Here is a 12,015-nt window from a genome sequence, read left to right as displayed (position 1 = left end):
CCGGCTCCGGTTCGCCGGGCTTCCCAACACGGGGCCGACCGAAGGGAGTTGTACGGTTTCACGGCCGACCTGCCTGCGTGGCCGGAACGGCCGATCGGCCCCTGCTCTCCTCCTGCGTCCCTGGAGGCCGGCCGACGCCGCGGACCTCGTCGGCCTTCGCCGGGACGAGGCCATGCGTCGCTGGGTGAGCGCGGGCGTGCACGACCGTGCCGGTGCGGCACGGTGGATCGAGGATCAGCAACGCAGCTGGGAAAGAGGTCCAAGCGGACACCAGCGAAGGCGAGTTGGTGGGGCACGCGGTGCTCAAGAACGTCACGCCCGGCGCCTCGTCGGCAGAGGTCGGCTACTGGACCGCGGCGCACGCTCGCGGCCGGGGCGTGGCTCCCCGGGCCTTGGAGGCGCTGACGGACTGGGCTTTCACCGCCTTCGCCGGCCGCCATGGCCTGACCCGTCTGGAGCTCCTGCACCAGGTGGACAACACGGCTTCCTGCCGCGTCGCGCGGAAGTGCGGTTATGAACTGTCCTCGCTCGTGGCCGCGGCGCCACCGGCGTTCCCCCTGGAAGGGCACCTGCACGCCCGGGTCCGTAATCTCTGAGCCGGCGGGTCCGACTCCGGTTCAACGAGCGCGGCGGCCCACGCCGGCGTGGAGACCGCCTCGGCGGGCACGGTCCGCTGCTCCTCCCACCCGAGCTTTCCGGCCACCGCCACGGGGACGCGGTCGAGGAACGTGCGACCGCCCTCCAGGGCGTCCGCGAGGCCGGCCAGAAGATGACGCAGTGAGGGCCAGTGCGCGAAGGAGGGCATGTCCTCGTCGAAACGGCGGCCCACCTGTCCGTAGGGGGCCCGAGACTCCGCAGCAAGGTCGTGTTCCGCACGATGTCCGCGACACCGCACAGCGGGCCGTAGAACGACAACTGAACTGTGCCGTCGTCGGGTTCGGCCCCGTCGTGGCACCGCAGCGAGGCCACCAGATCCGGGTGGAACGGCACGTCGAGCGTGCGCTGCGCGTCCTCGATCCCGGCCTGCGACGCGGGTGGACGCAGCATGGCGTGGGAGAGGGGAGCGTGCTGGGCCGGCCAGGCGTCGACGCGGGCCCAGGACTCCTCGACAGCGGCGATGCTCATGGCAGCGGACCCTACGCCGGGCCACTGACAGCGCCCCTGCTCTTCCTGCCGCGGCAGCGTCGTAATCCCGCCGAATTTCTGTGCGGGGGTACGGCGAGGTGAGCGACGAGGCAAGCGGCGGAAGAATGATGGGTGAGGGCCTGGCGGGGGCCCGGGGCAGGTTCGGACGGACACGAGCCGCCGGACCCGCTCCGCAACCGCGACCACTGTCTTCGGACCGGCACGAGTGTCTTCGGACCGGCACGAGCGCGCCGAAACGGAGGACCGACTCATGGCCACACCGCTCACCGCCGCCCGGCTCGTCGCCGCGCTGAAGGCCGAGGGCTGCGCCGTTCACGAGGTCGGCGGATGGCGCACCAACAACCGCAACCACAAGGGCCCGTGGGGTCCCGTGCACGGGGTGATCATCCATCACACCGTCACCGGGCCCGGCACCGACGTCGTCGACCTGATCTACCACGGCCACAGCGCCCTGCCCGGTCCGCTCGCCACCGGATGCATCACCAAGGACGGCGTCGTCCACCTGACCGGCAACGGCCGGGCCAACCACGCCGGCGGCGGCGACGGTGACGTGCTGAACGCCGTCATCGGCGAGTCCTACGGCACCCGTCCGCCCGCGACGCACGAGCACGACGGCTCGGCCGGCGCGGTCGACGGCAACGCCCGCTTCTACGGCTGGGAATGCGAGAACAAGGGCGACGGCAAGGATCCGTGGCCGAGTGTCCAGTACAAAGCCATCGTCAAGGCCACCGCCGCGATCTGCCGCGCGCACGGCTGGGGCCCCAAGAGCGCGATCGGTCACCTGGAGTGGAGCGACTGGAAGGTCGATCCGCGCGGATTCGACATGGCCGACTTCCGCCGTGACGTCGCCGACGCCCTGGCCCACCCGGCGGGCCTGTGGGAAGGAGAGGACCCCATGCCCCAGTACGTCAACCTCGGTGTCACCGGGGGCTACCGGCTCGCGCCCGGTGCCTGGGACTCGGTCGAGTTCACCACGGAGTGGGCGGACGAGACCGGCGACCACGCCAGTGGCGGGAGCGTCTTCGCCCGTGGCCCGGCCCGTTTCAGCGGGAGCGTGAGCCTGCACATCGACGGGCTGCCGGCGGGCGCGGTCGTCCAGGCGCGCATGTCGGAGTACGAGGGCGACCAGCACCGCGCCGACCACCCGATCCACGAGATCGTCGGCACCGGCGGCGGCACGTTCGCGGTCGTGCCCCTGACGAAGCGGCTCCCGTCCGGCCGGAGCATGCGGGTACGGCTGCTGAACCAGGCCGCCGTCCCGGTCACCGTCGCGAGCGCGGTGCTGACCGCGCTGGTGTGGAAGGAGAGCTGAGCCCCGCGCGGCGCCCGTTCTTCACGTCCCTCCGGGAGACGATCGCCCGTCCGGGCACGTATACCCGGGCATGAACCGAAGCGAGTCACCCCCGTCACGAGTTGAACCGGAACAGGGCCCTGTGATTAGGGTGCGGGCGATGTTCTGCGCAGACGCCACCCTTTTACCCCGGACAAGACGAGGCACAGCCGCTTCGAGCTTCTTCGGGAGGGCCCGTGAGTGACACGGTGACGACGGCCCGCCCGGTGGCCGAAGCGACCCGGGCGCCGCGGGGAACGGAACAGGGCGCGGCGGCCCGTCCGGTGAGGCAGCGGGACGCGTTCTTCGACAACGCCAAGTACCTGGCGATCGTGCTGGTGGCCGTGGGCCACGCCTGGGAGCCGCTGCGGCCGGGCAGCAGGGCCGTCACCGCGCTCTACATGGTCGTCTACGCGTTCCACATGCCGGCGTTCATCATCGTCTCCGGCTATTTCTCGCGCACCTTCGACGGCAGCCCGGGGCGCCTGAAGCGCCTGGTCACCGGTGTCGCCGTGCCGTACGTGGTGTTCGAGACGGCGTACACCCTGTTCACCCGGTGGACCAGCCAGGACCCCGACCGCCCGGTCAGCCTGCTGGACCCGCTGTATCTGACCTGGTTCCTGGCGGCGTTGTTCGTCTGGCGGCTGACGACGCCGCTGTGGCGGCATGTGCGGTGGCCGCTGCCGACGGCCCTCGTCGTCGCGATGCTGGCCACGCTCTCGCCGTCCATCGGCCACGACCTCGACCTCCAGCGCACCCTGCAGTTCCTGCCGTACTTCGTGCTCGGCCTGCTGCTGCGGCCGGAGCACTTCCGGCTGGTGCGCCGGCGCGGAGCGCGGATCCTCGCCGTGCCGGTGGCCGTCTGTGCGCTGGGCGTGGCGTACTGGGCGGTGCCGCGGATGAACTACGCCTGGTTCTTCCACGCCGACAGCGCCCCGGAACTGGCGGCCCCGTACTGGTACGGGCCGGTGATGACGCTGGCGGCCTTCGGCTGCTCGGCCGTCCTGGTCGCCTGCTTCCTCGCCTGGGTGCCCGGGCGCCGGACGTGGTTCACCGCCCTGGGCGCGGGCACGCTGTGCGGCTATCTGCTGCACGGTTTCGTCGCGCAGGCCGCCAAGTACGGGGGCTGGTACGAGCCGGCCTGGGTCCACGGGCCCGTCGGCGCGCTCGCCGCCGGCCTGGTCGCGGCCGTGGTCGTCACGGCGCTGTGCACGACCTCCGTGCGGCGTGTCTTCCGCTGTGTGACGGAACCGGGGATGGCGTGGGCCTTCGACAGGGGGAACACCGCCCCGCCGCGGGGCGACGCCCGTGCGTGACGCCTACTGCTGCGGGCTGGGTTCCTGCTGCACCGGCGCGTGCCCGTTCAGGGCCTGCGTCATCTGGTGCTGCGTCTCCTCGGCGACGACGCGAGCCTCCTCGACGACGTCACCGCGTTCGCGTATGAGGCTTTCGTAGATCGGAAGTTCTTCGTTCCGGGTCGAGTCGGGTTTCACAGGGGTTGTCCTAACGCTTTACAGCTGGGTCTGGGGGGCCCGTGTAAGTCTGCGCCATGCCGTGCCGGGGTGTTACCCACCCCCGTCGTGTCCAGAATTCCGTCACGAACTTCGCGAATTCCCCAACTTTGCGATCGTGGGAAACACCCGGGCACGGCGAAGGGCCCCGGGAATCGTGCCCCGGGGCCCTTTGCGCGGTGTCGTCAGAGCGACGTCGTGTGAACGCCCGCGCTGCCGCCGGCCGCGGCGCCGTCCGCCGACACGGCCCCCTGGAGGTCGGCGCAGAGGCCCGCGGTCAGCGGCTCGACCAGGCCGCCGGAGAGGCTGCCCACGAGGCCCACGGAGGCACCGCCCGCCATACCGCCGGAGACGTTGTCCAGGTCGGCGTCGGAGAGCTCGGCGCTGTCGACCTGCGGGGTGAGGTTCATGGGGTGTTTCCCTTCACGTGAATGTCTTGCAAGGGCGGCGCGCGTGGGGGGTCGCCGGATTCAGAATCGAGATTCCGCGCCGACGGCTCCGCCGTGCGCAGGATCAAAGCATCCCGCGGAGCAGACGGCCAAACCGCTCGACCACGTCGAAGCGGACCCTGCGGCGACCGTCTTCACCGACATGATCACGGGGGCACCGAAATGTGCCCACCCCTTCACACTTCCCGTCGTCCTGCGGCACGTACGGGTATTGCACCCCGATTTCCGAAGCGGGCACTTCGGCGCCAATTTCCCGTGCCGCGTCACGGACTTGGCGCCCGGCCCGCCGTTCCACGGCGTCCTTGCGAACGGTGTGCAGATTGCCTGGAGGTTCGGATTCCGCTCCGTCAGGCCGCCGCGGCCGGCTGCATCAGCCGGGCCAGCAGATCGTCCAGGGTGACGAGGCCGGTGAGCCGGCCCCCGGGGTCACGGACCACGGCCAGGGAGGACCGGCGGCGGCGCAGCACCTCGATCGCGTCGGCGACCGTGGTGTCCTCCGTCAGCTCGGGCACCGGGCGGGCCAGTTCCCGGGCGGTCGTCGCCCGCCCCCGGGCCCGGGCGACCAGGGCGTCACGGGCGTGGACCGAGCCGAGGACCGTGCCGTTCTCGCGGACCAGCAGCCGGGTGCGGTCGTGCGCGGCGGCCAGTCGCAGCAGTGCCCCGACGTCCGTGCCGCCCTCGACCCAGGTGATCTCCGCGGCCGGGATCCGCAGCGCCGCCACCGGCGTCTCGGGCTCGGTCAGCGAGCGGGTCAGCAACTGCGAGTCGGTCGCGCTGATCAGGCCCAGCCGCTCGGACTCCGCCACCAGGTGCGTCAGCTGCTCGCGGTTGTGCACCGAGGCCAGCTCGTCGCGCGGTGCCACCCGGCACAGCCGTACCAGCGCGTTGCTCACGGCGTTGAGCAGCCGGATCAGCGGCCGTACGGCCCGCACCACGGCCCGGAACGGCGGGGAGAGCAGCATCGCCGAACGCTCGGGGTGGGCGATCGCCCATGACTTGGGGGCCATCTCACCGACCACCATGTGCAGGAACACCACCACGACCATCGCCACGGCGAACGCCACGCCGTAGCTCACGGCACTGGGCAGGCCCAGGGTGTGCAGCAGCGGGTCGAGTTCGTGCGAGATCGCCGGCTTGGACACCGAGCCCAGGCCCAGTGTGCACACGGTGATGCCCAGCTGGGCACCGGCCAGCATCAGCGACAGCTCGCGCATACCGTCCAAAGCCGCCCCGGCGCCGCGCCGCCCCTCGGCCGCCGCCTTCTCCATGCGGTGCCGCTTGGCGGCGACCAGCGCGAACTCGGCCGCCACGAAGAAGCCGCTGCCGATCAGCAGCAGCCCGGTCACGAAGACCGCCATCGGGAAACTCACGCCATCTCCTCGGCTTCCACGGCCTGCACGACCGGGCTGATCCGGACCCGGTCGGCCACGTGCCGGTCCAGCGTGCGGACGTCGATCACGGCACGGTCGCCGTCGGGCAGTTCGACCGTGACCCGGTCGCCGACCGTCGGGAAGCGGCCGAGCCGGTCCACGACCAGGCCGGCCACGGTGTCGTAGTCGTCGTCCTCCGGCAGCCGGACACCAGTGGCCTCGGCCACCTCGTCCAGCCGGCGGCCGGCGTCCACCAGCCAGCCGTCGCCGTCCGCGACGGCGAGCACGGTGACCCGGTCGGACTCGTCCGCGATGTCGCCGACCAGCTCCTCGGCGATGTCCTCGTACGTGACGATGCCCGCCACGCCGCCGTGCTCGTCGAGGACGACCGCGAACTCGTCGTCCTGCTCCCGCATCCGCGTCACCGCGTCCGGCAGCCCGAGGGTGTCCGGCAGCAGCAGCGGCCGCCGGGCCACCTCACCGGCACGCGCGCCGGCGAGGCGCGCGGCGGGCAGCGCCATCAGCTCGCGCACGCCCAGCACGCCCACGATGTCGTCCGGGTGGTCGCCGAGGACGGGGTAGTTGGAGTGGCCGTGCCGGGCGATCAGGCCGACCGCCTCGTCGGCGCCGGCGTCCGTGCGGACGAAGACGGCGTCGGCGCGCGGCACCATCACCTCGTCGAGGGTCCGCTCGGAGAACTCCAGCGCGTGGTCCAGGAGCGCGGCGGTGTCCTTGGGCAGGGCGCCCCGCTCGTGCGACTCGCCGATCAGATGACCCAGCTCCTCCAGCGTGGCGCCGTGATGCAGCTCCTCGACCGGCTCGATGCCCGCCTTGCGCAGCAGCTTGTTCGCCGCGCTGTCGAAGACGCGTACGACAGGGCCGACGACTTTCAGATACGCCAGCGTCGAGGGGGCCAGCGCCTTCGCCAGCCGCTCCGGCACGGCGATCGCGAGGTTCTTCGGGGCCAGCTCGCCCAGCACCATCTGCACGACCGTGGCCAGGACGAAGGCCAGCGTCACGGAGACGCCACTCACGGCCGCGCCGGGCAGGCCGAGCCCGGACAGGGCGGGCCTGAGCAGCGCGGACACCGAGGGCTCGGCGATGAAGCCGACGACCAGGCCGGTGACGGTGATGCCGAGCTGCGCGCCCGACAGCATGAACGACAGCCGCTCCAGCACCAGCAGGGCGCGGGCGGCCTTCTTGTCCCCGGCCTCGGCCTCGCGTGCGAGCGTGAGCCGGTCCGCGGAGACGTAGGCGAACTCCTGGGCGACGAAGTAGCCGGTGCCGGCGGTCAGCACGAACACGGCGAGCAGGCCCAGCAGGGCGTTCGCGGCACTCATCCGACACCATCCCGCCATGTGCCGCGATCACTGATGTCGTGGCGGGATGGTCGGGGACTGTGCCCCGGAGGGTCCGTCGGTCTGGCGGACAAGAAGTGGCTCCTCATGTGTGGTGTGTATCGGGGTCAACGTTCGCCGTCGCACCCGTGTTCCCGGATTCTACGACGGTGTAGAGAACGCCTCGGTTCGTGCGGGACTCCTCGGCGAGGTCCGGCACCAGCGCGCGCAGGGCTTCTCGCTGGTCCGGGCCGATGAAGCGGGCGAGGGACTGCGTCACCGTCCCGGCGAGCGGGCCGGCGGCCTCGGCCAGGAGGCGGCGGGCCTTGTCGGTGAGGGTGACCTCGACGCCGCGCTTGTCGCCGCACACCGATCTGCGGGTGACGAGGCCGGCGTGCTGGAGGCAGGCGATCTGGTAGGTGAGGCGGGTCTTCGGGCGGCCCAGGAGCTCCGCGACGCGCGTCATGCGCAGGCCTCCCTCGGGCTGCTCCGCGAGCAGGCACAGGATCAGGAACTCGTCGTGCGAGACGTCCAGCGTCTCCTTCACGACCGAGCGCAGCCGCTGCTCCACCGCCCCGGTCGCGGCGAGCACCAGCATCCAGGCGCGCAGCTCGGCCGGCAGCAGCCCGCTGCCCTCGGCGAACGGGCATTCAGGCAGGTCGGCGGGGTGCTCCTGGGGGTCGGCCATGCATCCAGCGTACCTGTTGTCCAAATTTGAAACAGGGGGTTGTTCAATTTTGGACGAGCCGCTAGCGTGAGTCATCCAAATTTGAACGACACGATGTGAACGACACGAGTGGAGAACGATCATGACCGTCGCCGTGGAAACCGGACTGTGGCAGCTCGACACGACCGCCTCGACCGTCGGCATCCGGCACAAGACCATGTGGGGCCTGGTCACCGTGAAGGGCACCTTCGGCGCGATCGGCGGCTCGGGCGAGGTCCGGCCCGACGGGTCCGCCGTCGGCACCCTGACCTTCGACGTCGCCTCCCTCGACACCAAGAACGCCAAGCGCGACACCCACCTGAGGTCCGCCGACTTCTTCGACGCCGACCACCACCCCGAGATCACCTTCGTGGCCCGCAGCGCCGAGCTGCGCGACGGCGACCAGGTGCACGTCGTCGGCCAGCTCACCGTGCGCGGCGTCAGCAGGCCGCTGTCCCTCACCGCCCGCCTGACGGACGGGAATGCCACGGGGCTCACGCTGGAGACGGAGTTCACCGTGGACCGGGACCAGTTCGGCATGGGCTGGAACCAGCTGGGCATGATCCGCGGCCGGACCACGGTCACCGCCGCCCTGCGTTTCGTCCGGACCAGCGGCTGACGCGGCCCCCGAGCGTCAGTCCGACCGGCGCACCGCGTCCTGCACATCCGCGCTCGACAGCGTCTGAGGCGACGCCGTGAACGCGCGCAGGCGGATCCGGGCACCCGGCCGGGGCAGGGCGAACCAGCCCGAGGGCGGCCGGAGTTCATAGCGGGCGGTGGCATGCGCGGGCAGGGTGCGCGGGCCCCGGACGATCCGCCAGTACGGGGCCATGCCCTGGCCCATGGTCAGGGTGAAGTGCGGGGCGAGGGCCGTGTCGTCCGTGTTGGTGACCTGGAGGGCGAGGCGGGAGACGGTCGCCGGGGTGGGACGGCGGGCCGCGACGACCCGCATGCGCAGGGGCGGCGTGCCCGTCGCCGCCACGACCGCGCAACCCGGCGCGGGCAGGAGCAACAGCGCCGCCAGGGCGATCCGGTCCGGGCGGCGCCGCGGCCCGGACAGCAGGCGCAGGCGGGGCTGCCACGCCCCGGCGAACGCCGACGCGGGAGCGGTGACGGCCGCCGCCAGCCACAGCGGCGTCATCAACAGGTAGTAGCCGTCCTGTGAGCGGGTCGCCAGATAGAACGCGCACCAGGGCAGGACGGTCGCGGCCGGCCCGAGCCGCCGTACGAACAGCACGAACAGCACGAACAGGCCGGCGAGCAGCAGCAGGCTCGCACAGGAGTACCAGCCGAGCCGGTCGCTGCCGTTCGTCAGGTACAGCGAGATGTCGACCACGCCCTGCCCGTGCAGCACCGCCCCCTGCGTCAGCGGCAGGGCGATCCCCGTCAGCCAGGGGCCCGGCTCGCTGACGGCGAAGTAGGTGTTGATCAGCAGCCACAGGGTCGCCGCGGCCCCGGCGAACCGAAGCACCACCAGCGCCGCGGCCCGGCCGCCCAGCTCGCCGCGCCGCACGGCGTAGAGCCCGGCCAGCAGGAACGGCGCCAGGAACCAGGGGAGTTGCTGTGCCGCGCACGCCGCCCCCAGACACGCGGCCCGCGCCAGACCGGCCGCCCCGAGCCGCCCGCCCGCACCGATGCGCGGCCAGCGCACCACCACCGGCACCAGCAGGGCCAGGGCCACGATCGCCGGGTAGCCGAGCCGCCCGTAAGACGGCAGCATCCCGAAACCCAGGCACACCATGGTCGCCGCCGACCGCCACGGCGCCGGCAGCATCCGCCACAGCACGACCGTGCCGGCGACCAGCGCGCCCGTGCTCACGGCCGTCGCCGGAGCACCGCCGTGCCCCAGCCACAGCAGCGGCACGGCCAGCAGCGGGGCCAGCGGCGGATAGCCGTAGGTGAGGTCGTAGCCGCCGGTCGCCGTCGGCGTGAGGGCCACGCCGTGGCCGAAGAGCCAGGGCCACGGCCGCCCGTACACCGGGTGCCCCGCGGCCGTTTCCCGCGCCGCCTGGGTGGTGAGCAGCGCCTCGTCGGAGCCGTGGTGGAGCATGATCCACGCGCACAGGGCGAGCGTCACGCCCGTCACCAGCACGCACAGGTCCACCCGCGCCAGCGACCGCTCCCGGCGGACGGCCAGGGCCAGCACCCCGCACGCCAGGATCGAGGCGTAGCAGACCGAGACCACCGCGGCCACGGCCGGCCGGTGACCGGCCGCCGTCGCCCACACCGCACGGGTGCCGATCAGCAGACTGATGTCGGCGAGCAGGGTCAGGACGCGGTGCCACTGGGCCGGGGACGGCGGTACGGCCACCGCCGACTGCGTGCGCGAGCCGGGCACCAGAAGCGTGGTTTCTGCCGAGTACACGCCGCAGGACGCTAACCGCCGCCGGTGAGCGGGGCCCGGGCGGCGGTGAAGAGGCGGGTGTGAGGCGAGTAAGGACCCGACGGGCGCTCAGCGACCGCCGAGCGACCGCCGCCCGCTCAGTACACGTCCCGTACGTACCGCTTGTCCGCCGCGAGTTGTTTCACGTACACGGCGGCCTCCGCCTCGCTCAGCCCGCCGTGCGCCACCGCGATGTCCCGCAGGGCCCGGTCCACGTCCTTGGCCATGCGGGAGGCGTCGCCGCAGACGTAGAAGCGGGCGCCGTCGCGCAGCCAGTGCCACAGCTCCGGCCCGTGCTCGCGCATCCGGTCCTGCACGTACACCTTGTTGCGCTGGTCGCGGGAGAAGGCGGTGTCCAGACGGCTGAGGGTGCCCTCGTCGCGCAGGGCCGTCAGCTCGTCCTCGTAGTAGAAGTCCGTCGCGCGGTGCTGCTCGCCGAAGAACAGCCAGTTGGGGGCCCGGTGCCCGAGGGCCCGCCGCTCCTGGAGGAAACCGATGAACGGCGCGACGCCGGTGCCGGGGCCGACCATGACCATCGGCGTCGACGCGTCGGCCGGGGGCCGGAAGTGCGGCGAGCGCTGCACGAACACCGGCACCTCGGTGTCCGCCCCGGCGTCGGCGAGGAACGGCGAGCACACCCCGCCGCGCTGCCGCCCCCGCAGGTTCTCGTACCGCACCACGGACACCGTCAGCGACACCCGGTGCGGGTCGACCAGCGGGCTGGACGCTATGGAGTACAGCCGCGGCTGGAGCTTCCGCAGCACCCCGGCCCACTCCTCGGCGCTCGCCCGCACCGCGTACTCGGCGATCACGTCCACGGCCTGCCGCCCCCAGCACCACTGCGCCAGACCGTCCTTGTTGTCGGGCCGCAGCAGCCTGCGCAACTCGTGCTTGTCCCGGGCGCGTTCGGCGACGAACCGCAGCAGGTCCGGGGTGATCCTCGTGATGTCGAGATGCCGGCCGAGCGCCTCGGCGAACGGCACCTCGCCCACCCCGGCCACCTCGACGGCCGCCCCGGCGTCCAGCCCGGTCACCGCCAGCCACTCCGCCACGAGGGCGGGCGCGTTGACCGGCCGCACGCCGAGCGCGTCCCCGGCCTCGTAGGCCAGGTCCGTCCCGCTGGTGTCGAAGGTGAACCGCCGGACCTCCTTGCCCGCGCCGGGCCCGCTCAGCAGCCGGTTGCCGACCAGCCGCGCGATCGCGGCGGCGGGCTTCGGCTTCGGCTCCGGCTTGGGCTTCGCTTCCGGTTCGGATCGCGAGACCGGAGAGCCGGGCGGGGAATCGGCCGGAGCGGCGGCCGGACCGCCCAGCGCCGAGAGCACCTGGTCGAGCCACGCCCCGGCGGAGATCCCGTAGTCCGGCTCGCAGTCCGTACGCGGGGCCAGCCGCACCCCGCCCAACTCGCCGAGCCGCGCGTCCAGCCGCCGCCCGTGCCCGCAGAAGTCGTCGTAGGAGGAGTCGCCGAAGGCGAGTACCGCGTACCGCACCCCCTCCAGCCGCGGGGCCTCGTCGCCGGAGAGCGTGTCCCAGAAGCCGGCGCCGTTGTCGGGCGCGTCACCGTCCCCGAAGGTGCTGGTGATGAAGAGCAGGTCCGCCGTGCGGGCGAGCGCGACGACGTCCGCCTCGTCCATGCCGACGAGGCTCGTACGGTGCCCGGTCGCGGTCAGCCGCTCGGCCGTGGCGGCGGCGAACTCCTCGGCGTTCCCCGTCTGCGAGGCCCACAGCACCACGACCTCACGGCCGGCCGGTTCCCGCGCGGGGGCGGCCGGCCGTGAGGTCGTGG

The 12,015-nt window shown here is 72.5% G+C and carries 10 protein-coding genes and 1 pseudogene; 4 read left to right on the top strand and 7 right to left on the bottom strand.

All coding sequences use genetic code 11. The annotated features are described in order from the left end of the window. Positions 1 to 73: 73 nt before the first annotated feature. The 3 genes and pseudogenes from CCL05_RS23895 (at position 74) to CCL05_RS23885 (ending at position 3,792) form a co-directional block, all read left to right on the top strand. A pseudogene (locus CCL05_RS23895) lies at positions 74 to 596 on the top strand (GNAT family N-acetyltransferase). An 800-nt stretch (positions 597 to 1,396) separates the two neighbouring features. Next, a complete protein-coding gene (locus tag CCL05_RS23890) occupies positions 1,397 to 2,458 on the top strand; it encodes a peptidoglycan recognition protein family protein (protein WP_086562532.1) in 1,062 nt (353 codons plus the stop codon). A 215-nt stretch (positions 2,459 to 2,673) separates the two neighbouring features. Further along, positions 2,674 to 3,792, top strand: coding sequence for an acyltransferase family protein (locus tag CCL05_RS23885; RefSeq protein ID WP_086562531.1), 1,119 nt, complete (start codon positions 2,674 to 2,676; stop codon positions 3,790 to 3,792). Between the two features lie 3 nt (positions 3,793 to 3,795). Here the strand turns inward: CCL05_RS23885 and CCL05_RS45295 are convergent, their stop codons facing one another. From CCL05_RS45295 to CCL05_RS23865, 5 genes are all read right to left on the bottom strand, one after another. After that, complete coding sequence (locus CCL05_RS45295) at positions 3,796 to 3,969, bottom strand: hypothetical protein (protein ID WP_167409604.1); 174 nt, start codon at positions 3,967 to 3,969, stop codon at positions 3,796 to 3,798. A gap of 203 nt (positions 3,970 to 4,172) precedes the next feature. Then, positions 4,173 to 4,397, bottom strand: coding sequence for a hypothetical protein (locus CCL05_RS23880; protein WP_086562530.1), 225 nt, complete (start codon positions 4,395 to 4,397; stop codon positions 4,173 to 4,175). Positions 4,398 to 4,783: 386 nt separating this feature from the next. Beyond that, positions 4,784 to 5,806, bottom strand: coding sequence for a hemolysin family protein (locus tag CCL05_RS23875; protein ID WP_086562529.1), 1,023 nt, complete (start codon positions 5,804 to 5,806; stop codon positions 4,784 to 4,786). Next, positions 5,803 to 7,146, bottom strand: a complete 1,344-nt coding sequence (locus tag CCL05_RS23870; protein ID WP_086562528.1) for a hemolysin family protein — start codon at positions 7,144 to 7,146, stop codon at positions 5,803 to 5,805. The genes CCL05_RS23875 and CCL05_RS23870 overlap by 4 nt, the downstream gene beginning before the upstream one ends. Positions 7,147 to 7,249: 103 nt before the next feature. After that, the gene (locus tag CCL05_RS23865; protein WP_244204382.1) at positions 7,250 to 7,831 is read right to left on the bottom strand and encodes a MarR family winged helix-turn-helix transcriptional regulator; all 582 of its coding nucleotides are present in this window, start codon (positions 7,829 to 7,831) and stop codon (positions 7,250 to 7,252) included. 121 nt (positions 7,832 to 7,952) lie between these two features. Between CCL05_RS23865 and CCL05_RS23860 the strand changes: the two genes are divergently transcribed. Further along, entirely contained in the window at positions 7,953 to 8,468 is a 516-nt protein-coding gene (locus CCL05_RS23860) for a YceI family protein (RefSeq protein ID WP_086562527.1), read from the top strand. 15 nt (positions 8,469 to 8,483) lie between these two features. Here the strand turns inward: CCL05_RS23860 and CCL05_RS23855 are convergent, their stop codons facing one another. Both CCL05_RS23855 and CCL05_RS23850 read right to left on the bottom strand, forming a co-directional pair. Next, positions 8,484 to 10,190 carry a hypothetical protein gene (locus CCL05_RS23855; RefSeq protein WP_208641605.1) on the bottom strand — a complete coding sequence of 569 codons (1,707 nt, stop codon included), beginning with the start codon at positions 10,188 to 10,190 and terminating at the stop codon, positions 8,484 to 8,486. Between the two features lie 140 nt (positions 10,191 to 10,330). Continuing rightward, positions 10,331 to 12,015: diflavin oxidoreductase (locus CCL05_RS23850; protein WP_143589940.1), on the bottom strand; the 1,685-nt coding region annotated here is incomplete at its 5' end.

The organism is Streptomyces africanus, assembly GCF_002150735.1.
In the GTDB taxonomy this organism is placed as follows: domain Bacteria; phylum Actinomycetota; class Actinomycetes; order Streptomycetales; family Streptomycetaceae; genus Streptomyces; species Streptomyces africanus.
This window is presented reverse-complemented; position numbering and strand designations above follow the sequence as displayed.

What these genes read in the sequence shown, in the direction of transcription:
- CCL05_RS23880 (WP_086562530.1), bottom strand. Translation starts at nt 4,397, where the DNA reads ATGAACCTCACCCCGCAGGTCGACAGCGCCGAGCTCTCCGACGCCGAC.
- CCL05_RS23860 (WP_086562527.1), top strand. Translation starts at nt 7,953, where the DNA reads ATGACCGTCGCCGTGGAAACCGGACTGTGGCAGCTCGACACGACCGCC.
- CCL05_RS23890 (WP_086562532.1), top strand. Translation starts at nt 1,397, where the DNA reads ATGGCCACACCGCTCACCGCCGCCCGGCTCGTCGCCGCGCTGAAGGCC.
- CCL05_RS23865 (WP_244204382.1), bottom strand. Translation starts at nt 7,831, where the DNA reads ATGGCCGACCCCCAGGAGCACCCCGCCGACCTGCCTGAATGCCCGTTC.
- CCL05_RS23870 (WP_086562528.1), bottom strand. Translation starts at nt 7,146, where the DNA reads ATGAGTGCCGCGAACGCCCTGCTGGGCCTGCTCGCCGTGTTCGTGCTG.